At 55.8% G+C, this 20,358-nt stretch carries 18 protein-coding genes and 1 pseudogene; 14 read left to right on the top strand and 5 right to left on the bottom strand.

The annotated features are described in order from the left end of the window. Window positions 1–189 precede the first annotated feature (189 nt). Entirely contained in the window at window positions 190–1,494 is a 1,305-nt protein-coding gene (locus ABLU67_RS03885; RefSeq protein ID WP_004849932.1) for an NAD(P)/FAD-dependent oxidoreductase, read from the top strand. A 225-nt stretch (window positions 1,495–1,719) separates the two neighbouring features. Continuing rightward, the gene (locus tag ABLU67_RS03880) at window positions 1,720–2,259 is read left to right on the top strand and encodes a glycine zipper 2TM domain-containing protein (RefSeq protein ID WP_004131424.1); all 540 of its coding nucleotides are present in this window, start codon (window positions 1,720–1,722) and stop codon (window positions 2,257–2,259) included. Window positions 2,260–2,315: 56 nt separating this feature from the next. Here ABLU67_RS03880 and ABLU67_RS03875 read toward each other — a convergent pair whose 3' ends face one another. Together ABLU67_RS03875 and ABLU67_RS03870 are read right to left on the bottom strand one after the other, a co-directional pair. Then, on the bottom strand, window positions 2,316–4,493 hold the full coding sequence (locus ABLU67_RS03875) for a TonB-dependent siderophore receptor (protein ID WP_348852170.1): 2,178 nt from the start codon (window positions 4,491–4,493) through the stop codon (window positions 2,316–2,318). Window positions 4,494–4,863: 370 nt separating this feature from the next. After that, window positions 4,864–5,499 (bottom strand): TetR/AcrR family transcriptional regulator, encoded by a 636-nt coding sequence (locus ABLU67_RS03870; RefSeq protein WP_004849937.1) that lies wholly within the window; start codon window positions 5,497–5,499, stop codon window positions 4,864–4,866. Between the two features lie 250 nt (window positions 5,500–5,749). Between ABLU67_RS03870 and bhsA the strand changes: the two genes are divergently transcribed. Further along, window positions 5,750–6,007: a multiple stress resistance protein BhsA gene (bhsA, locus tag ABLU67_RS03865; RefSeq protein ID WP_004131427.1), complete on the top strand. Its 258-nt coding sequence runs from the start codon at window positions 5,750–5,752 to the stop codon at window positions 6,005–6,007. 221 nt (window positions 6,008–6,228) lie between these two features. Here bhsA and ABLU67_RS03860 read toward each other — a convergent pair whose 3' ends face one another. Next, entirely contained in the window at window positions 6,229–7,188 is a 960-nt protein-coding gene (locus tag ABLU67_RS03860) for a L,D-transpeptidase family protein (protein ID WP_048261592.1), read from the bottom strand. 166 nt (window positions 7,189–7,354) lie between these two features. Beyond that, window positions 7,355–10,801, bottom strand: coding sequence for a transcription-repair coupling factor (gene mfd / locus ABLU67_RS03855; RefSeq protein ID WP_014228854.1), 3,447 nt, complete (start codon window positions 10,799–10,801; stop codon window positions 7,355–7,357). Between the two features lie 305 nt (window positions 10,802–11,106). Between mfd and lolC the strand changes: the two genes are divergently transcribed. Genes lolC through cobB form a run of 5 tightly spaced genes read left to right on the top strand, consistent with a single transcriptional unit; the run spans window position 11,107 to window position 16,043 of the window. After that, complete coding sequence (lolC, locus tag ABLU67_RS03850) at window positions 11,107–12,306, top strand: lipoprotein-releasing ABC transporter permease subunit LolC (RefSeq protein ID WP_348852169.1); 1,200 nt, start codon at window positions 11,107–11,109, stop codon at window positions 12,304–12,306. Then, the gene (lolD, locus tag ABLU67_RS03845) at window positions 12,299–13,000 is read left to right on the top strand and encodes a lipoprotein-releasing ABC transporter ATP-binding protein LolD (RefSeq protein ID WP_014228855.1); all 702 of its coding nucleotides are present in this window, start codon (window positions 12,299–12,301) and stop codon (window positions 12,998–13,000) included. Before lolC ends, lolD begins: the two co-directional genes overlap by 8 nt. After that, window positions 13,000–14,244: a lipoprotein-releasing ABC transporter permease subunit LolE gene (gene lolE / locus ABLU67_RS03840; protein ID WP_014228856.1), complete on the top strand. Its 1,245-nt coding sequence runs from the start codon at window positions 13,000–13,002 to the stop codon at window positions 14,242–14,244. The genes lolD and lolE overlap by 1 nt, the downstream gene beginning before the upstream one ends. Before the next feature lie 48 nt (window positions 14,245–14,292). Further along, a complete protein-coding gene (gene nagK / locus ABLU67_RS03835; RefSeq protein ID WP_025106920.1) occupies window positions 14,293–15,204 on the top strand; it encodes an N-acetylglucosamine kinase in 912 nt (303 codons plus the stop codon). Between the two features lie 14 nt (window positions 15,205–15,218). After that, a complete protein-coding gene (gene cobB, locus ABLU67_RS03830; RefSeq protein ID WP_047724090.1) occupies window positions 15,219–16,043 on the top strand; it encodes a Sir2 family NAD+-dependent deacetylase in 825 nt (274 codons plus the stop codon). 4 nt (window positions 16,044–16,047) lie between these two features. Here the strand turns inward: cobB and ABLU67_RS03825 are convergent, their stop codons facing one another. Further along, window positions 16,048–17,106, bottom strand: a complete 1,059-nt coding sequence (locus ABLU67_RS03825; RefSeq protein WP_257198404.1) for a LacI family transcriptional regulator — start codon at window positions 17,104–17,106, stop codon at window positions 16,048–16,050. Window positions 17,107–17,337: 231 nt separating this feature from the next. Between ABLU67_RS03825 and ABLU67_RS03820 the strand changes: the two genes are divergently transcribed. From ABLU67_RS03820 to ABLU67_RS03795, 6 genes and pseudogenes are all read left to right on the top strand, one after another. Then, window positions 17,338–17,778, top strand: coding sequence for a PTS sugar transporter subunit IIA (locus tag ABLU67_RS03820; protein ID WP_048261594.1), 441 nt, complete (start codon window positions 17,338–17,340; stop codon window positions 17,776–17,778). Window positions 17,779–17,789: 11 nt separating this feature from the next. Then, the gene (locus ABLU67_RS03815) at window positions 17,790–18,056 is read left to right on the top strand and encodes a PTS sugar transporter subunit IIB (protein WP_025106924.1); all 267 of its coding nucleotides are present in this window, start codon (window positions 17,790–17,792) and stop codon (window positions 18,054–18,056) included. 31 nt (window positions 18,057–18,087) lie between these two features. Then, entirely contained in the window at window positions 18,088–19,350 is a 1,263-nt protein-coding gene (locus ABLU67_RS03810; protein WP_025106925.1) for a PTS ascorbate transporter subunit IIC, read from the top strand. Window positions 19,351–19,653: 303 nt separating this feature from the next. Further along, a pseudogene (locus ABLU67_RS03805) lies at window positions 19,654–19,827 on the top strand (hypothetical protein); the annotation flags it as partial. Window positions 19,828–19,834: 7 nt separating this feature from the next. Further along, window positions 19,835–19,966: a hypothetical protein gene (locus ABLU67_RS03800; protein ID WP_348852175.1), complete on the top strand. Its 132-nt coding sequence runs from the start codon at window positions 19,835–19,837 to the stop codon at window positions 19,964–19,966. A gap of 79 nt (window positions 19,967–20,045) precedes the next feature. Next, window positions 20,046–20,327 carry a hypothetical protein gene (locus ABLU67_RS03795; protein ID WP_025106927.1) on the top strand — a complete coding sequence of 94 codons (282 nt, stop codon included), beginning with the start codon at window positions 20,046–20,048 and terminating at the stop codon, window positions 20,325–20,327. Window positions 20,328–20,358 lie beyond the last annotated feature (31 nt).

Genomic DNA, 20,358 nt, shown 5'->3' with positions numbered 1-20,358 from the left:
TCATTTTTGCGATTCTGCGCTCAAAAAATATGCGGTAAAACTTGATGCATATCAATTTTGGTATGACCAATGCACCGTTCATGTTATTCTCGATCTCGCTGAATGGTTTCACTGCCGTAACCTGTTGTTAATTAAAGGTTATATGTATAACTTTTAGTTAACAATTGGTTAATAATTTTAGGGGGTCGCGTGACTACGCCATTGAAAAAAATAGTGATTGTGGGTGGTGGTGCCGGTGGGCTGGAGCTGGCTACCCAGTTGGGTAAAAAGCTGGGCCGTAATAAAAAGGCCAAAATCACGCTGGTTGATCGTAACCACAGCCACCTGTGGAAACCGCTGCTGCATGAAGTGGCGACCGGTTCACTTGATGAAGGTGTAGACGCGCTGAGCTACCTTGCTCACGCCCGTAACCACGACTTCCAGTTCCAGCTGGGATCGGTGGTGGATATTAACCGTGAAACCAAAACGATCACCCTCGCCGAGCTGCATAACGAGAAGGGCGAGCTGCTGGTGCCCGAGCGTAAGCTGCCGTACGACACGCTGGTCATGGCGCTGGGAAGTACGTCGAACGACTTCAACACGCCTGGCGTGAAAGAGAACTGCATCTTCCTCGATAATCCGCATCAGGCGCGTCGTTTCCATCAGGAAATGCTGGATCTGTTCCTCAAGTATTCGGCGAACCTCGGGGCGAACGGTAAGGTGAATATCGCCATCGTCGGCGGCGGCGCGACCGGCGTTGAGCTGTCGGCCGAGCTGCACAATGCGGTGAAACAGCTGCACAGCTACGGCTACAAAGGTCTGACTAACGAAGCTCTGAACGTGACGCTGGTTGAAGCTGGCGAGCGTATTCTGCCCGCGCTGCCGCCACGCATTTCCGGCGCCGCGCACAGCGAGCTGACCAAGCTTGGCGTTCGCGTATTGACCAAAACCATGGTCACCAGCGCCGATGCAAACGGTCTGCACACGAAAGAAGGCGAATTTATCAACGCTGACCTGATGGTCTGGGCGGCCGGGATTAAGGCGCCGGACTTTATGAAAGAGATTGGCGGACTGGAGACTAACCGTATTAACCAGCTGGTGGTCGAACCGACGCTGCAAACGACGCGCGATGCGGATATTTACGCCATCGGCGACTGCGCGTCCTGCGCGCGCCCGGAAGGCGGTTTTGTCCCGCCGCGCGCTCAGGCTGCGCACCAGATGGCGACCTGCGCCCTGCACAATATTCTGGCGCAGATGAAAGGTAAGCCGCTGAAAGCTTATACCTATAAAGATCACGGTTCGCTGGTGTCGCTCTCTAACTATTCCACCGTGGGCAGCCTGATGGGCAACCTGATGCGCGGTTCAATGATGATCGAAGGTCGCATTGCGCGCTTCGTCTATATCTCTCTGTATCGCATGCACCAGATTGCGCTGCACGGCTACTTTAAAACCGGCCTGATGATGCTGGTAGGACGTATCAACCGCATTATTCGTCCGCGCCTGAAGCTGCATTAATGTCTCTGGGCGGCAAAGCCAGAAGGTTTTGTCCGCCCGTTTGCTTTTCGCATTAAGAGACTCATAACCAGAATATCCTCCTTTCCTTGCCGGGAAACCCTCTCAGATTCCTCCGAATCCCGTTGATTTGCCACACGTTCACGCACTTTTCATCCGCTTTCTTATTTGCAAGCCTGATGCCTGGATTGCAAAATTACGGGCAATAGCAACGAAGGAGGAAGTCCCGTGAATAAATCAATGTTGGCGGGTATAGGAATTGGCGTGGCTGCCGCGCTGGGCGTCGCAGCCGTTGCCGGTCTTAACGTGTTAGATCGCGGCCCGCAGTATGCACAGGTAGTATCCAGTACGCCGATAAAAGAGAGCGTCAAAACCCCGCGTCAGGAGTGCCGGAACGTCACCGTGACCCATCGTCGACCGGTGCAGGATGAAAACCGCATCGCCGGATCCGTGCTGGGCGCGGTGGCCGGTGGGGTTATTGGCCATCAGTTCGGCGGCGGACGCGGCCGCGACGTTGCCACCGTTGTGGGCGCGCTGGGCGGCGGCTATGCCGGTAACCAGATTCAGGGCTCAATGCAGGAAGGGGATACCTACACCACGACGCAGCAGCGCTGCAAAACGGTGTACGATAAATCAGAAAAAATGCTCGGCTACGATGTCACTTACAAAATCGGCGACCAGCAGGGCAAAATCCGTATGGATCGCGACCCTGGTACGCAAATCCCGCTGGACAGCAATGGCCAACTGATTCTGACTAACAAAGCGTAAAAAAGATGTGTATCTTTATTCGCCCCTCAGGCTCTCTGGCTGAGGGGCTTTTTTTATCAGAAGCTCAAAGCGTAGTTCAGGCCGAAGGTGCGTCCGCGACCTTTATACTCGTAGAGAGAGCTGCTGCCGTAGGTCGGGCTATACAGCAGCGGCGCGCGCTGGCCCCAGAGGGTGACATAATCTTCATTGAGCAGGTTCTCAATGCTGAAGGTCAGCTTGCCGAGAGGGAGCGCGTAGCTGCCGATAAAGTCTACCGTATTGTAGCCGTCGAGCTTATTGCCGCTGGCATCGCTGATATCAAACACCTGCTGGCTCTGCACCCGCAGCGACCACGGCTCCGGCGCCCAGCCAACCCACGCGGTGGCTTTTGACGGCGAGGCGAGAGTGACGTCCCACTTCTGCCAGCTACCGTCGCTTTTCACCTGCGATTTCAGTACGTTAAAGTTAGCTCCGGCGCTCCAGTCGCTGTTCGGGAAGTAGTAGTCCACCGCGCCCTCTACGCCATAAATACGGCGTTTATCGGACTGCACATCGATGGTCATATCGGTACGGTTAACGACGATCGTTTTATCGGAGGTCGAGTAGTAAGCCGCCAGCTGAGTGCGTAGATTATCGCCGGTGTAGCGCCAGCCCAGTTCGTACGAGTTAACTTTAATTCCCTGCAGCGGCGAATCGCCAACGTTCACGCTTGAGAGAAGCGGAAGATGGCCGTTGACCGCCGCGCCGTACTTACCGATGCCGTAGTATTTGCCCGGATCCGGCAGCTCAACGCCCTGAGAGAAGTTAAACCAGGTCTGCTGACGATCGGTGAGATGGGCAACAATCCCGGCGTTAAACAGGAAGTTGTCGTAATCGGTTTTTCCGCCCGGAATGGCATCCGCTGAGCTGACCTTGCCGCTGGCGACATCCTGCTGCTGGGCATAGCCGACAAAATCATCGACCCGGTTTTCCGTCCACTGATAACGTACGCCACCGCTGATAGTGAAGATGTCGTTCAGGTCATAGCTGGACTGCAGGAACGGCGCCAGGTTGGTAATGCTGTAGCCGGGATAACGGCCGGTGGTGTAGATAGCCTGGTTATTCAGACCGCCGGAAGACATAGACTGGCCCAAATCGAAGAACATCTGATTGGCGTTGAAGGTTTCGTGGTCGGCGTCCACTCCCCAGGTCAGATCCCAGCCATCCAGCGGCTGGCTATTCAGGGTGATCTTCGCGCCGTACTGATCGGTATCCTGTTTTGAAGAGGAGAAGCTGCTGACCTGGCCTTTGCTGAGCGTAGGGAAAGGGTAAAAAGTCAGGGATTCATCACGATAATAGACCTGGCTGACCAGATTCTGGCCGAGGAAATCGGCATCGGAATACTGCAGGCTTATCAGGTGACGTTCGGTGCCGGGGACGCGGTCGGAGTTCAGGCCATCGGTGGTAAAGGCTTTGCCGTCGCCGGTCACCGCCGACATATTTTTCCCGAGGTACAGACCGTAATCGTCGCCCTGGCTTTTATAGTACTGGGTTACCAGCTGCAGCTGACGGTTCTCGTCAATCTCAATGGTTCCCGTTCCCATCACATCCAGGCGGTCGGAATGCTGAAGCCCGGTCTGGGTATTATCAAGGATCAGCGCATCGTTATTGCCATCATACCAGCCGCCAAAACGCTGATAGGCGACCGATAAACGGCCGGAAGCGTGGTCGGTACCGCCGCTGACCGCTGCCGCCACGCGTTCATGATGATCGTTGCTGTTGGCAAAACCGGTTTTGCTCCCCAGCTCCAGGTCAACCTGGCGCTCCTGCTGGCCCTTTTTGGTGACGATATTAATAAGGCCGCCGGTACTACCGCCGCCGTACAGCGATGTGGCGCCGGAGATCACCTCGATATGCTCAATGTTAAACGGATCGATAGAATCCAGCTGGCGGCTATCGGTACGGGAAGAGTTAAGGCGAACGCCGTCAATCAGCACGACAATCGCGCGGCCGCGCATATTCATGCCGTAGTTGGTGCGTCCCTGGCTGCTGACGTCGATGCCGGGGATCAGCTGCGCCAGCACGTCTTTAAATTCTTTTCCGCCCTGAACTTGCTGTTCAATTTCCTGGCCTTCGATAACCCAGGTGGTCTGGGCCATTTCAGCGACGGTGCGGTGCGTTCGGTTTGCGCTGACGATCATGCTGTCATCAGCGGCCCAGGCGGGCAGGGCGGTTGCCAGCAGCAGTGGGTTAAGCACCCAGAGACGCTTGTTCATGCTCATTCCTTTTATGAGTTTATGCCCCTCATTCTTCAAGTTGCAGGTGTGTTGACTGCGGATTACTCGGCCCATCCATGGGCCTCGCCCCTACGGGGCCAGCGCTAGCGCAGATCAAGGCACAAGCGCCATGTCCTGCAACTCGAATTATTTAGGGCTTACGATATCGTTGTTTTCGTTATTCGGTACGGGCGTACCGGTTGTTACATGGTGAAATATACAGAAACGTTTAAGACTGAATTTTGCCCGTATTGATTATTGTTATCAATATCATTCTCGCGAAATGAACAAAATAAATGACTGAAAACATTGCGTTATGTAGGGATAAAGGGGAGGGGAACCGGTGGGGAGCCCACCGGTAAGCGAGGTCTTAGCGCTGAAGAACCTGGGGCCACAGACGCAGCGTGGTCTCGGCGATTTGCATGATTTTAGTGAAGTCGGCGCCTTCGCGGGCGCTGATCGACATGCCTTGTAATATGCAGTTGAGGAACTGCGCCAGCTGACGTACGTCACCGTCTGGCGGCAGCTCGCCGCGCAGCTGCCGCTGCTGGAGAAACTGCGTTAGCGTCTGTTCCTGCATTGCGTGCCGGGACTTAACGGTATTGGCGATATCGGTGGACGCCGCCGCCAGCGCTGCGGAGGTATTAATCATAAAGCAGCCTGCCGGCGTTTCTTTGCTGGTAAAGCAAGTCGCGACGGCGGTGAAGTAGTCGCGTAACGCCCGATCGACGCTTTTCTCTTCGTCAAAGAGGAGCGCTTCGTGCCTGGCGGCAAAACGCGCGATGTAGCGATCCAGCACCGCGCGAAACAACCCCTCTTTATTCACAAATTCCGCGTAAAGCGTAGGCGCTTTTGCGCCCGTCGCCTCCACTAAATCGGCGAGAGAGGTCGCTTCATAGCCGTGCTGCCAGAAGAGTGTCATGGCCTTATCCAGCGCCGCTTCCCTGTCGAACACTTTAGGTCGGCCACGGCTTTTTTTCGTGCAACTTTGAACGTCAGTTGTCATGGTGCCGCTGTACCTGTGTTGGTTTGTTGAAAGGGCATTATAAAAATAAACCTTACGTGCTACCAGCGATGTTGCTCTAAAAATAAATAATTCATATATGTATGAATTTTAAGCTGTTTATAAATAGTTAAACGGTCGTTATAAAAATAGTTTGACGTGTGATGTGGATCACATTATCATTTCCCTATCGATCGTTAATTAAATGCGTTCGCCCCCTACAAAAACATTCATCTGCACAGGTATAACAATCATGAAAAATGTTAAAACACTCGCTATCGCCGCTGTTCTTAGCTCACTCTCTTTCGCCAGCTTCGCCGCTGTAGAAGTTCAGTCAACGCCGGCGGGTCAGCATAAAATCGGTACCGTTTCCGCCTCAGCCGGGACCAACCTGGGTTCGCTGGAAGATCAGCTGGCGCAAAAAGCGGAAGAGATGGGCGCAACCTCTTACCGTATTACGTCCGTAACCGGTCCTAACACCCTTCACGGGACTGCGGTTATCTACAAATAATTTTTTGAACTACCCCTGTTATGCCACTGACCACGCGCGGATCTGACCCCCTTCAGCAGTCCGCGTAAAGTAAGAAGTACGTTGTTCTCTGACGAGAGGCGGTGCCCACCCCTTATATGGCGCCGCAACCCGCAGAAAAGCAGGACCCTGTTTGATTATTGCCATAAAAAAACCGCCTCAGTGAACTGAAGGCGGTTTTTTTTCGTCGGCAGTTTAGCGAACTAGAGCGGCTGCTCCGTTACGCGATGGTGGCGGGTGACGTCAATCGGCATGCCCGAACGCAGCATCATCGCGCGTTCCATTACCTCGGTGTCGGTCAACTGTGCCTGCTTAAACGCCTGCATGCTGTCGGTAAGGGTAATGGGCAGCGTCTGCGGGTCGTCATCAATATGTTTTGACAGCGGCTGATGGACCTCCACCAGACGGGTGCCGTTCGGCTCCACGGACACCTTGATTGGCGTATTGATAATCGTCACCCTGGTGCCAGGGGTGATTTCGTTGTACAACGCTTTGATGTCGTCATCGCGCAGGCGAATACAGCCGGAGCTGACGCGCATGCCGATGCCGAAGTCGGCGTTGGTGCCGTGCAGCAGATACACGCCGCCGTACGCCGCCAGGCGAATAGCGTGGTGCCCCATGGGGTTATCCGGGCCAGCGGGCATGACGGCGGGCAGGTCAATGCCCATTGCTTTATAGCGGGCGCGAATATTGGCCGTCGGCGTCCAGGTCGGGTTGGCGCGTTTGTCGGAGACGGTGGTGACCATCGTCGGCGTGATGGTATCGCCGCCGAGCTGACCAATGCCGATAGGATAAACGGTCACTTCACTTCTTCCTGGCGGATAGTAATAGAGGCGAAGTTCGGCCAGGTTAAGGACTAATCCTTCGCGCGGCGCGTCGGGCAGCAGGGTTTGCAGCGGAATCGTCAGCACGCTACCGGCTCGTGGAACATACGGATCCACCCCGGGGTTAGCCTGGAGCAGGGCCAGAAAACCGACGTTGTACTTTTTGGCGATCGCTTCGAGCGAGCCGCCGTTATTCTCGACGACATGAAACTGGTTTTGCCCGACCAGACGGCTGCCCGGAGGCGGCAGGGGCCAGGTATTGGCGCGAGCGGGCAGCGCCAGCGCGGCGGCGATAGCCATCATCCCCAGCCAGAGAGAAATTCGCGTAAAGCTTTTCATCACCCTAATTCCATAATAAGTAAGTGGTTATTTTTATACGAAAAGTCCCTGAGATTATGGCGAAGAGAGTGTCTGGAAGTTCAGAGGGATTGCAAAATGTTTGTAAATTTTGCCGAACAAGTGGGGAGGGGCGGGATACGACGCACAGGCCGTATCCCGCTTGCTATCAGGCGGCGGCGTTCTCTTCGAGCTGGCGCATAAACTGGCGCACCCACTCCATCCGCGTTTTACGCTCGGCAAGGTCCTGCGTAAACTTGAGGCGCGTTGGGCCATCCAGGCGATAGTGCTGAGGCTGCTTTTGCAACAGGCCAATCAGCCACATCGGATTCACGTTATTCTTCTCGTTAAACTCAATGGTGCCGCCCTTTTCGTTGCTCTCCAGCTTGCGGATCCCCAGCTTCTGCGCCTGCTGGCGCAGTCGGGCGATATCGAGCAGGTTTCTTGCCGGGTCGGGCAGCAGGCCAAAGCGATCGATAAGCTCGACTTTGATCTCCTCCAGCTCATTCTCGTTCTTCGCGCTGGCAATGCGTTTGTAGAACGACAGGCGCGTATTCACATCCGGGATAAAGTCATCCGGCAGCAGCGACGGCATCCGTAGCTCAACTTCGGTCTGCTGACTGGTAAGATCCTCCAGCGAGGGTTCGCGGCCTGCTTTCAGCGCGTCAACGGCATTTTCCAGCAGCTCCATATAGAGGGAGAAGCCGATGGTTTCCATGGAACCGCTCTGATCCTCGCCCAACAGTTCACCCGCGCCGCGAATTTCGAGGTCATGCGTTGCCAGAGCGAAGCCAGCTCCGAGATCTTCCAGCGATGCAATAGCCTCAAGGCGTTTTTGCGCATCGGTGGTCATCGCCTTCGGATGCGGCGTCAGCAGCCAGGCATAAGCCTGATGGTGCGAACGACCGACGCGACCGCGCAGCTGGTGCAGCTGTGCGAGACCGAAGTGATCGGCGCGTTCGATAATAATGGTGTTCGCCGTTGGAATGTCGATCCCGGTTTCGATAATGGTGGTGCACACCAGTACGTTAAAGCGCTGGTGATGGAAATCGTTCATCACCCGTTCGAGTTCGCGCTCGCGCATCTGGCCGTGACCGATGGTAATGCGCGCTTCCGGCACCAGCTCCGCCAGCCTCTCGGCGGCTTTCTGGATGTTTTCCACGTCATTATAGAGGTAGTAAACCTGGCCGCCGCGCAGTACCTCACGCAGGATCGCCTCGCGGACCACCAGCGCGTCATATTCGCGGACGAAGGTTTTGACCGCCAGACGGCGGGCGGGCGGGGTGGCGATGATCGACAGATCGCGCATACCGCTCATCGCCATATTCAGCGTACGCGGAATAGGCGTGGCGGTCAGGGTCAGGATATCGACGTCGGCGCGCATCGCCTTGATGCGCTCTTTATGGCGCACGCCAAAGCGGTGCTCTTCATCAACAATCAGCAGGCCGAGATCGCGCAGCTTAACGTCCGGCTGCAGCAGTTTATGGGTGCCGATAAGAATATCGACTTTCCCTTCCGCGACCTGCTCGAGGATCTGCGCCTGCTCTTTGGCGCTACGAAAGCGCGAGAGCATCTCGATGCGCACCGGCCAGTTGGCGAAGCGATCGCGAAAGTTATCGAAGTGCTGCTGGGCGAGCAGGGTGGTCGGCACCAGCACTGCCACCTGCTTATGGTTTTCAACCGCCAGAAACGCGGCGCGCATCGCCACTTCCGTTTTGCCGAAGCCGACATCGCCGCACACCAGACGGTCCATCGCCAGCGGCTGACACATATCGCTCAGTACGGCGTTAATAGCCTGCGCCTGATCGGGCGTGGTCTCGAACGGGAAGCCGTCGCAGAACAGCTGATATTGCTCTTTATCATGTTTAAACGCGTAGCCCGCTTTCGCCGCGCGCTGGGCGTAGATATCCAGCAGTTCGGCGGCCACGTCGCGCACTTTCTCGGCGGCTTTCTGCCGCGCCCGCGCCCAGACGTCGCCGCCCAGTTTATGCAGCGGCGCATTCTCTTCCGCGCCGCCCGCATAGCGGCTAATCAGATGCAGCGACGACACCGGCACGTACAGTTTGGCATCGTTGGCGTAGGTCAGCATCAGGTATTCGCCATTGATGCCGCCCGCTTCAAGGGTGGTCATTCCGGCGTAGCGCCCAACTCCATGCTCAAGATGCACCACCGGTTGGCCGATATGCAGCTCCGCCAGGTTACGAATCAACGTATCGGGATTGATGGTTCGGCGAGAGTCCTGACGACGGCGCGCGACGCGCTCGCCCAGCAGGTCGCTTTCGCAAATCAGCGCCAGATTACGCTGGCTATCGACGAAACCATGCTCGGCGGCGCCGATCATCAGATAGCGGCCATTACCCGTCGCCTCTTCAAGACGCAGGATATGCTTTGGCGCGATCTTAATACGCGCCAGCATTTCGCCAAGCGCCTCTCGACGCCCCTCGCTCTCGACCGAAAAAATCACCGGCCCGCTGAAGGACTCGAGGAATCGGCGCAGGTTATCCAGCGGCGCTTTGTTCTGCGCCTGGATCGCCAGCTCGGGTAATTTCTGATAACCGAGATTGGTGTTGGCGGCTTTTTCCGCCAGACGCTCGGTTTTGAGCTGGACGCGCGGCCATTTTTTGAGCTCGCTAAACAGCTCATCGCTGCGCAGCCACAGCTGTTCCGGCGGCAAAAGCGGGCGCATCGGGTCGACGCCGCGGTTTTCAAAGCGGGCGCGGGTTTCGTTCTGGAAGCGTTCGGCGCTGGCCTCCAGATCGCCGGTATTAACGATCAGCGTTTTCGCCGGGAAATAGCTGAACAGCGGCGGCAGCGGCTCGTTAAAGAACAGCGGCTGCCAGTATTCGATTCCCGCGGGCAGCGTGCCTTTACTGACCTGCTGATAAATATGCTCGGCGTCGCGTTTGACCTCAAAGCGGTCGCGCCACTGGCTGCGGAATAGCTCGATAGCGGCCTGATCCGTCGGGAATTCGTGCGCCGGAAGCAGGTTAATGCTGGCGACTTCCTCCAGCGTACGCTGGCTGTCGACGTCGAACAGACGCAGGCTGTCTATCTCATCATCAAAAAAATCGAGACGGTAGGGCTGCTCGCTGCCCATAGGAAAAAGGTCAAGCAATGCGCCGCGCGTGGCGTACTCGCCGTGCTCCATCACCTGGTCGACGTGACGATAGCCGGCGCTATCCAGCTGGGAGCGCAGCGCATCCCGCGACAGGCGCTGGCCTTTTTTCATCACCAGCGCGTGGCCGTGGAGGAAATTATGCGGACAGACGCGCTGCATCAGGGTGCTGACCGGGATAATCAGTACGCCGCGTTCCATGGTCGGGAGCTGGTACAGGGTGGCGAGACGGGAAGAGATAATGTCCTGGTGCGGGGAAAAGCTATCGTAGGGGAGGGTTTCCCAATCCGCCAGGCCCGCCACCATGCTATCGGTAAACTGCCTGATTTCATCATTCAGACGCAGGGCGTTTTGCATATCGGGGGCAATCAGTACCACCGGTCCGCCGTGGCGCTCGGCCATTTCCGCCACCAGAGTGGCGCAGGCCGCGCCGGTCAGTTCGCCAATCTGGCGCTGATCGCCGGCTTTAACCGGCAGAGAGTATCGGTATTGTTCAGGCATAGACGGTATCATGATCTCTTGGGTATTCGCTCTGCCGATATGGAGGGCAACTCGCTGATATTCAATAGTGAGATTATCCGCGATCGACCCGGATTCGCCAACCCGTATCGCAAACATCCTGTCGTGGCCAAAAATGTAACGAACTCCGATAAGCGTAAAGTTAAATAATGACTTACCTGTCTATCTTGTTGTTTATATTGATGTTTTGCTATTTTTGTCAATAAAATCTACAGGTATCAGTCATTTACGCTGCCCATAATCGCTTATATACTCGGGCATCGGCTATCAGCAATCAGATGGATTACATGTATCAACCTGCCGCACTCTTTATCGGCCTTCGCTATATGCGTGGGCGCGCAGCCGACCGCTTCGGTCGTTTCGTCTCCTGGCTTTCGACCATCGGCATTACGCTTGGCGTGATGGCGCTGGTGACCGTTCTTTCGGTGATGAACGGCTTTGAACGCGAGCTGCAAAACAACATCCTGGGGCTGATGCCGCAGGCCATTCTTAGCGCCAAGCAGGGGTCTGTAAACCCGCAACAGCTGCCGGAAAGCGCGGCCAGATTACAGGGGGTCACCCGCGTGGCGCCGCTGACCACCGGCGATGTGGTGCTGCAAAGCGCCCGCAGCGTGGCGGTCGGCGTGATGCTCGGCATCGACCCGGCGCAAAAAGATCCCCTGACGCCCTACCTGGTTAACGTCAAGCAGAGCGATCTGCAGGCCGGCAAGTATAACGTCATCCTGGGTGAACAGCTGGCAGGACAGCTGGGCGTCAATTGCGGCGATCAAATCCGCGTGATGGTGCCTTCCGCCAGCCAGTTTACCCCGATGGGGCGGCTTCCCAGCCAGCGCCTGTTTAACGTGATCGGTACCTTTGCCGCCAGCAGTGAAGTCGATGGTTATCAAATGTTGACCAACATCGACGACGCCTCGCGCCTGATGCGCTACCCGCAGGGAAATATTACCGGCTGGCGGCTGTGGCTGAATCAGCCTTTACAGGTGGATACCCTCAGCCAGCAGACGCTGCCGGAAGGGACCAAATGGCAGGACTGGCGCGAGCGTAAAGGCGAACTGTTCCAGGCCGTGCGGATGGAAAAAAATATGATGGGCCTGCTGCTGAGCCTGATCGTCGCCGTCGCCGCCTTTAACATCATTACCTCTCTGGGAATGATGGTGATGGAAAAGCAGGGCGAGGTGGCGATTCTCCAGACCCTCGGCCTGACGCCGCGGCAGATCATGCTGGTCTTTATGGTCCAGGGCGCGAGCGCCGGGATCGTCGGCGCGCTGCTTGGCGCCGTGCTGGGCGCGCTGCTGGCCAGCCAGCTGAATAATTTGATGCCGATTATCGGCGCGTTCCTCGACGGCGCCGCGCTGCCGGTGGCCATTGAGCCGCTGCAGGTCATTGTGATTGCCCTGGTGGCAATGGTGCTGGCATTACTCTCTACGTTGTATCCTTCATGGCGCGCTGCCGCCACTCAACCCGCTGAGGCTTTACGTTATGAATAAGATCCTGCTGCAATGCGACAACCTGTGCAAACGCTATCAGGAAGGCACCGTGCAAACCGACGTGTTGCATGATGTCAGCTTCAGCATTGAGGAGGGCGAGATGATGGCGATTGTCGGTACCTCCGGTTCCGGCAAAAGTACGCTGCTGCATCTGCTTGGCGGGCTGGATACGCCGACCTCCGGCGACGTTATCTTTTCCGGCCAGCCGATGAGCCAGCTCTCCGCCGCCGCCCGCGCCGATCTGCGCAACCGCGAACTGGGCTTTATCTATCAGTTTCACCACCTCTTACCGGATTTCACCGCGCTGGAAAACGTGGCGATGCCGCTGCTGATTGGTAAGCAGAAGGCGGCGGATATCGAGCGGCAGGCGAAAGCGATGCTGCGCGCCGTCGGGCTTGAGCACCGCAGCGACCACCGTCCGTCGGAGCTCTCCGGCGGCGAGCGTCAGCGCGTTGCGATTGCCCGCGCGCTGGTGAATAAACCGCGCCTGGTGCTGGCGGACGAGCCCACCGGTAACCTTGACGCCCGCAACGCCGACAGCATTTTTCAGCTGCTTGGCGAGCTGAACGTGGCGCAGCGTACCGCCTTCCTGGTGGTGACCCACGACCTGCAGCTGGCAAAACGCATGAGCCGCCAGCTGGAGATGCGCGACGGGCGCCTGACAGCCGAACTCTCCCTGATGGGGGCTGAGTAATGGCTTCTCCGTTATCGTTATTGATTGCCCTGCGCTTCAGCCGTGGACGGCGGCGCGGTGGGATGGTGTCGCTGATTTCGGTTATTTCGACGATCGGTATCGCGCTGGGCGTGGCGGTGTTGATCGTTGGCCTGAGCGCGATGAACGGCTTCGAACGCGAGCTCAACAACCGCATTCTGGCGGTGGTCCCGCACGGTGAGATTGAACCGGTGAACCAGCCGTGGAACAACTGGAACGAGGCGCTGGCGAAGGTTGAGAAGGTCAAAGGCATCGTTGCCGCGGCGCCATATATTAACTTCACCGGGCTGGTGGAGAGCGGCAGCAATATGCGCGCCATCCAGGTGAAAGGCGTTGACCCGCAGCAGGAGAGCCGTCTCAGTTCGCTGCCCAACTTTGTGCAGAACAATGCGTGGGCCAGCTTTAAAGCCGGCGAACAGCAGGTGATCCTTGGTAAAGGCGTCGCCGATGCCCTGCACGTTAAGCAGGGGGACTGGGTGTCAATTATGATCCCTAACTCCGATGCCGAGCATCAGCTGCTGCAGCCAAAGCGCGTCAGGCTTCACGTTGCCGGTATTTTGCAGCTCAGCGGTCAGCTCGATCATAGTTTTGCCATGATTCCCATGCAGGATGCGCAGCAGTACCTTGATATGGGCAGCAGCGTGACGGGGATCGCCATCAAAGTGACCGACGTGTTTCATGCCAACACCCTGGTACGCGATGCGGGCCAGGTGACCAATAGCTACGTTTATATCAAGAGCTGGATAGGCACCTACGGCTATATGTACCGGGACATTCAGATGATCCGCGCCATTATGTACCTGGCGATGGTGCTGGTGATTGGCGTGGCCTGCTTTAACATCGTCTCGACCCTGGTGATGGCGGTGAAAGATAAAAGCGGCGATATTGCGGTGCTGCGCACGCTTGGCGCAAAAGACGGGCTGATCCGCGCGATTTTCGTATGGTATGGTTTACTTGCCGGTTCGGTAGGGAGCCTGATTGGGGTGGCGATTGGCGTTATCTGCGCCTTTAAGCTGACCGCAATCATTAACGGTATTGAGAACCTGATCGGGCATAAATTCCTCTCCGGCGACATCTATTTTATTGACTTCCTGCCGTCTGAACTGCACTGGCTGGACGTCGTTTACGTGCTGGTGACGGCACTGTTGCTGAGTTTGCTGGCCAGCTGGTATCCCGCCCGCCGCGCCAGCCGCATTGACCCGGCGAGGGTGCTGAGTGGCCAGTAATTTATCGTCATGGTCGGCTTTGCTGACCAGTAAAGAGGAATTGCTGAAATGTACTATGGATTTGACATTGGCGGCAGCAAGATAGCGCTGGGCGTATTTGATAAAGCGCGGCGGCTGCAGTGGGAAAAACGCGTCGCCACGCCGAAAGAGAGCTACGAAGCATTTTTGCAGGCGGTAGAGGAGCTGGTTGAGGAAGCCGACCAGCGCTTCGGCTGCCAGGGCTCGGTGGGCATCGGTATTCCGGGCATGCCGGAGACGGAAGACGGCACGCTCTACGCCGCCAACGTGCCCGCCGCCAGCGGCAGGCGGCTGCGGGCCGATCTGAGCGAACGTCTGGGCCGCGATGTGCGGCTTGATAACGACGCCAACTGTTTTGCCCTCTCCGAAGCGTGGGATGACGAGTTCACCCAATATCCGCTGGTGATGGGGATGATCCTCGGCACCGGGGTTGGCGGGGGGCTGGTGCTCAACGGAAAATCGATTACCGGGCATCGCTATATTACCGGCGAATTCGGCCATATCCGCCTGCCGGTGGATGCGCTGGAGGTGGTGGGGCGCGATTTTCCGCTTACGCGCTGCGGCTGCGGCCAGCTGGGCTGCATTGAAAACTACCTTTCCGGACGCGGCTTCGCCTGGCTGTATGAACATTTTTACCAACACGCTTTAACCTCGCCCGAGATCGTCGCGCTATGGCAGCAGGGCGACGCGAAGGCGCGCGAGCACGTCGAGCGCTATCTCGATTTACTGGCGGTATGCCTGGGCAATATTTTAACGATTGTCGACCCGGATCTGCTGGTGCTTGGCGGTGGATTGTCTAACTTTACAGCAATAACCGAAGGGCTGGCGCAGCGCCTGCCGCGACATCTGCTTCCCGTTGCCAGCGTGCCGCGCATTGAGCGCGCGCGCCATGGCGATGCCGGAGGCATGCGCGGTGCGGCCTTCCTTCATCTGACTCAATAACGACAGAGGTAGCTATGCAGTCGCGCCGCTTACATCGATTAAGCCGATTTCGCCGCAATAAGCGTCGGTTACGAGACCGTCTGCGTCAGCGGATTTTCTTCGGCGAAGATAAGGAGACCCCTGAAACGATGGAAAAACCAAGAGTCGTGGTGCTAACCGGCGCGGGTATTTCGGCAGAGTCGGGAATTAAAACCTTCCGCGCCGCCGATGGCCTGTGGGAAGAGCATAGGGTGGAAGACGTGGCGACGCCGGAAGGCTTCGCCCGCGATCCGGCGCTGGTGCAGGCGTTTTACAATGACCGCCGCCGCCAGCTGCAAGGACCGGACATCGTGCCCAACGCGGCGCATCAGGCGCTGGCGCGGCTGGAAGAGGCGCTGGGCGATCGTTTTCTGCTGGTCACCCAGAATATCGATAATCTGCACGAGCGCGCGGGCAATCGCCGGGTGATTCATATGCACGGCGAGCTGCTGAAGGTGCGCTGCTCGTGGAGCGGCCAGGTGCTGGCGTGGACCGGCGATGTGACGACGGAGGACAAATGCCACTGCTGCCAGTTCCCCGCGCCGCTGCGCCCGCACGTGGTGTGGTTCGGCGAGATGCCGCTGGATATGGATGAGATCTACCTTGCGCTGGCCGAGTGCGATATCTTTATCGCCATCGGCACTTCCGGGCACGTTTATCCGGCGGCAGGCTTTGTTCACGAAGCGCGGCTGCAGGGCGCCCATACGGTAGAACTCAACCTCGAGCCAAGTCAGGTGGGCAGCGAATTTGCCGAAAAACACTACGGCCTGGCAAGCGAAGTGGTGCCGGAGTTTATAGGCAAGCTACTGAAAGCGTTTTAACGTTTTAGCGCAGCGGCTTTCTGCTGCTTGCGCGGACCTTCAGGCTGGAGGGGAGCTCAATGGCGCTCTCCAGCGTATTTCCAGCCAGTAAATCCAGCAGCGTTTTACCAGCAACGGTTCCCGCCTCGCTCCATGGAAACTCTACCGCAGTTAACGCCGGCGAGCAGACCGCGGCAAGCGTACCGCCGCTTAGGCTGGCCAACGCCAGGGTATCCGGAACCTTAATTCCCGCGTTATGACAGGCCATAATACAGCCGCAGGCCAGCTCGTCCGAGGTACAGATCAGCGCATCCAGCTCTGGCCAGGTGATGCGAATATCATTCAGCAGATTGAAACCGGTGGTGATCCCTGAAGGTAAATGCGGCGTCACTACCCGGTGCGGAGAGTGGTTGATTGAGAGCATTGCACTATTCCAGCCGCTTAATACCTGCCTGAACATGATGTTGTTTGACGCCGTGCAGAGTAAACCAAGGTTTTTATAGCCCGCCTGTGCCAGCGATGAGACCAGTTTTTTTAGCGCGGCGGAGTAGTCTACTCCAATGCTAATTCCGGCCGTTTCGTGGTTAATCGCGCCGATTTCTACCATCGGTATACCGGCATTCATCAGCATCTGCGAACATCTGTCAACGTTATCGATATTGAACTGAACGATTGCCGCCGGATTATAGGCCAGCATCTGCCGAAAAGCCTTCTCTTCACTTTGCCCGCCCTGACCAGATTCGATAAACATCATGGTATAGCCCTGCGGTGCGAGGACGGTTTGTAGCGTTTCCGAGGCGGCGATAAAACCGGGCGATGAAAAAGAGGGGACAACGCCCATAACCAGCGTTGAGTCCGCTGAAGCCAGACTTCGGGCCTGCAAATTGGGCACATAGCCGAGTTCGCTGACCGCGGCTTCGATGCGCGTGCGTAGTTCTGGGTTGACCTTTTCAGGCATACGTAACGCGCGGGATACGGTCATAGTACTGACGCCCACCAGCTTTGCGACTTCTGCCAGCGTGATTTTGCCGGTGTTCTTTCTGCGTTTTTCTTTTGCGCCGTCATCCGTTTGTAACGTCTGCACTGATTTCCTCCTGTTTACCCAATCGCACCGGTCTATTGTAAATGATGGCGAGCGACCAGGGCACTACTAATGCTCATGCGTAAAGCTCACCAGGAGTATGGTTAATAAAGTTAGCGGTAACAAGTATTTTAACATTTTATCGTGTTAGCGCTAACTTTGCGATACAGATCACGGTAAGTCCGGAAAGTATTCCACTATAGTAGGCCCACATTGAAATAGAGCGGGGGATTTATGATTTCCACCTGGTTAACAGAAAAGAAGATTCAAATCGTTGATAGCGTCAGCGACTGGAAACAGGCGATTACTATTTCTGCGCAGCCGTTGCTAGTCGATGAATCAATTAATGAAAACTATGTTGAAGCTATTTTTCGTAGCCATGAAGAATTAGGTCCGTATTATGTTTTAGCCCCCGGTCTGGCAATGCCTCACGCACGCCCGGAGCAGGGAGCTAAAAAAAATGGGTTATCCTTATTGCACATAAAGGAAGGCGTTTCTTTTGATGCTGATGAAAATGATCCCATCTTTGTCGTGATTATGCTATGCGCGGTTTCTGGCGATGAACATATCCGAATGATTACCGCGCTGGCGGAAATTTTCTGCGACGAAGCGCGTCTTGATGGCCTGCTTAAGGCATCGACGAAAGAAAAAATAAACAATATTATCAATGGCTAATGAGGTTTGTGATGAAAAAGATTTTGATTGTATGCGGTAATGGCTTAGGCAGCAGCTTCATTGTTGAAATGAACGTCAAAAAAATCATTACTGAGTTAGGTAAAGAGGCGGAAGTCTCGCATACCGATCTCACTTCGGCAAAAAGCGAATCTGCAGATATTATTTTAAGCGCTAAAGATATCGCTGAGCACCTGACCGGGCACAGCGCTCAGGTTTTTGGTTTAAATAACCTGCTGGATAATAATAAAATTAAAGAAATTCTTGTGGCTAACCTTTAATTAATTCCTTGTGGCCCTACGGAGTCATTCTATGCTGCAGTTTATTATTCATGATGTGCTTGGCACACCAGCAATACTGGTCGGTCTTTTTTCTTTAATTGGTTTGCTATTACAGAAAAAGGCTATCTCTGATGTTATTTCCGGGACCCTGAAAACGATTATGGGTTTCGTCATATTAACATCAGGGGCGGCGATTATTGCCACGACGTTAACAACATTTAGCCAGCTGTTTGAACATTCATTCCATATTCAGGGCGTGGTGCCCAACACCGATGCGATGGCCGCGCTGGCGCAAAAAAACTACGGTACGGCGACCGCGATGATCATGGTGCTGGGGATGCTGTTTAACATCGTTCTGGCGCGCATTACTCCGCTGAAATATATCTTTTTGACCGGTCACCATACGCTGTATATGTCGGCAATGCTGGCAGTGATCCTGTCCGTTGGCGGCCTGACGCCTTTCTGGGTTGTTGCTCTCGGCGCGGCGATCCTCGGCGCGATGATGGTAGTTTCCCCGGCAATCCTGCAGCCCTTTACCCGTAAAATTACCGGCACTGACGATCTGGCTCTGGGACACTTTGGTTCCACCGGCTATCTGCTGTCGGCGCTGGTCGGTAAAGCGATAGGTAAAGGCAGCCCGTCGATTGAAGAATTGAAGGTACCGAAATCGCTGAACTTTCTGCGTGATTCATCGGTGGCCATCTCGCTGACTATGATGATTCTGTTCCTGATTCTGGTACTGGTGGCGGGGAAAAACTTTGTTGAAACCAGCATTAGCGGCGGTCAGAACTTCATTATCTTCGCCATTATTCAGTCGCTAACCTTTGCCGCAGGGGTATGGATCATTCTTGCCGGCGTACGCATGGTGATTGCCGAAATCGTCCCGGCCTTTAAAGGTATTGCCGATAAGCTGGTCAAAGACGCTAAACCGGCGCTTGATTGCCCAACGGTATTCCCGTTCGCGCCGAATGCGGTCATCGTCGGCTTCTTGTCGAGTTTTGCCGCTGGTCTGGTAAGCATGTTCCTGTGTCCACTGTTTGGCCTCAGCGTGATTGTTCCCGGCCTGGTTCCGCACTTCTTCTGCGGCGCAACCGCGGGCGTATACGGCAATATCTGCGGCGGCCGCCGTGGCGCCATTGTTGGCGCGTTTGCACAAGGCTTACTGATTTCTTTCTTGCCCGCCATTCTGCTGCCGCTGATGGGCGACCTGGGCTTTGCATCCACCACTTTCGGTGATGCGGACTTTGGCGTGGTTGGCATCGTGCTCGGACACGTTGTGGCCTGGTTTAATTAATTGATTTTTTTGGCGGAGGGATACGGCTGCTCAGTTTTCACCCTCGTTGATGTGCATCTGATGGTTAACCACCCGGAAGATATTATTCCGCTGCGGCGTGGTACTGAGCCCGGCTACGCCTGGGATAATAGGATGACTCTCTTCGAGGGTGAGGTTAACGCATAAAATTTACAGCGTCCTCAATCGGCACGTCAATACGGGTTTAAGCAGAGGTCTATTTAACCGGTCCGGCTTTCTGTTTTCCCGCATTGCCGCAGTTGCGTTGGGGACGCTGTAACCTTTCTGTCTGCCAGGAGCAGTATGATGTTCGCAAGATGTGAACTTGCTAACGCTATTCGTACGCTGAGCATGAACGCAGTACAGCAAGCCAAAACCGTTCACCCGGGTGCCCCGATGGGTATGGCTGACATTGCCGAAGTCCTGTGGCGTGCTTTCCTGAATCGTAATTCGCAGAACCTGTCCTGGAGCGACCGCGATTGTTGGCATGACCAGCTTCGGTGAGTCTGCGCCGGCGGAGCCGCTGTTTGAAGAGTTTGGCTTCACCGTGCATGACACCGTTGCCAAAGCGGCAGCGCTGGTATTAATTTGGCCGTTAATATATTTCACATATATGTAACGCTGTGATTAACAAAACAGTATCAGACAGACATTTGTGGCATGTTTCTTCACTCGGACAACAGAGAAGGAATAACACCATGGCCACTGAATATGTTGACTACCTGATCCTCGGCGACGAGCATCACGGCGAAATCCACAGGGATATTAAAAGCCACTCTCTCCGGGTCCGTTCGAAATACGCCGCCGGTTCCGTCCGGGGAGACGCCTCTGCCGAGCAGCCAAAAATGGTGAACTACAACGTCCATGAATATCCGGCGCAGGATGGGCGATTTTATCTGGTGGCGACCAACTATCCGCTGGCCGATTTTGACGTTGAAGACGCGCTGGTTAAATCAAGAATTCATCCGTTGAGAAGCTAGAAACGCACTTCCCGAAGCGGTCGGGTAAGCA

Source organism: Klebsiella sp. GN_Kp190, from assembly GCF_040061795.1.
In the GTDB taxonomy this organism is placed as follows: Bacteria; Pseudomonadota; Gammaproteobacteria; order Enterobacterales; family Enterobacteriaceae; genus Klebsiella; species Klebsiella michiganensis.
The sequence above is the reverse complement of the archived record's forward strand: the minus strand, read 5'-3'. Positions and strand labels throughout refer to the sequence as shown.

Coding starts and splice junctions, on each gene's coding strand:
- ABLU67_RS03815 (WP_025106924.1), top strand. CDS start 17,790: ATGAAAAAGATTTTGATTGTATGCGGTAATGGCTTAGGCAGCAGCTTC.
- ABLU67_RS03870 (WP_004849937.1), bottom strand. CDS start 5,499: ATGACAACTGACGTTCAAAGTTGCACGAAAAAAAGCCGTGGCCGACCT.
- lolC (WP_348852169.1), top strand. CDS start 11,107: ATGTATCAACCTGCCGCACTCTTTATCGGCCTTCGCTATATGCGTGGG.
- mfd (WP_014228854.1), bottom strand. CDS start 10,801: ATGCCTGAACAATACCGATACTCTCTGCCGGTTAAAGCCGGCGATCAG.
- ABLU67_RS03875 (WP_348852170.1), bottom strand. CDS start 4,493: ATGAACAAGCGTCTCTGGGTGCTTAACCCACTGCTGCTGGCAACCGCC.
- bhsA (WP_004131427.1), top strand. CDS start 5,750: ATGAAAAATGTTAAAACACTCGCTATCGCCGCTGTTCTTAGCTCACTC.
- nagK (WP_025106920.1), top strand. CDS start 14,293: ATGTACTATGGATTTGACATTGGCGGCAGCAAGATAGCGCTGGGCGTA.
- ABLU67_RS03810 (WP_025106925.1), top strand. CDS start 18,088: ATGCTGCAGTTTATTATTCATGATGTGCTTGGCACACCAGCAATACTG.
- lolD (WP_014228855.1), top strand. CDS start 12,299: ATGAATAAGATCCTGCTGCAATGCGACAACCTGTGCAAACGCTATCAG.
- ABLU67_RS03800 (WP_348852175.1), top strand. CDS start 19,835: ATGACCAGCTTCGGTGAGTCTGCGCCGGCGGAGCCGCTGTTTGAAGAG.
- ABLU67_RS03860 (WP_048261592.1), bottom strand. CDS start 7,188: ATGAAAAGCTTTACGCGAATTTCTCTCTGGCTGGGGATGATGGCTATC.
- lolE (WP_014228856.1), top strand. CDS start 13,000: ATGGCTTCTCCGTTATCGTTATTGATTGCCCTGCGCTTCAGCCGTGGA.
- ABLU67_RS03795 (WP_025106927.1), top strand. CDS start 20,046: ATGGCCACTGAATATGTTGACTACCTGATCCTCGGCGACGAGCATCAC.
- ABLU67_RS03820 (WP_048261594.1), top strand. CDS start 17,338: ATGATTTCCACCTGGTTAACAGAAAAGAAGATTCAAATCGTTGATAGC.
- cobB (WP_047724090.1), top strand. CDS start 15,219: ATGCAGTCGCGCCGCTTACATCGATTAAGCCGATTTCGCCGCAATAAG.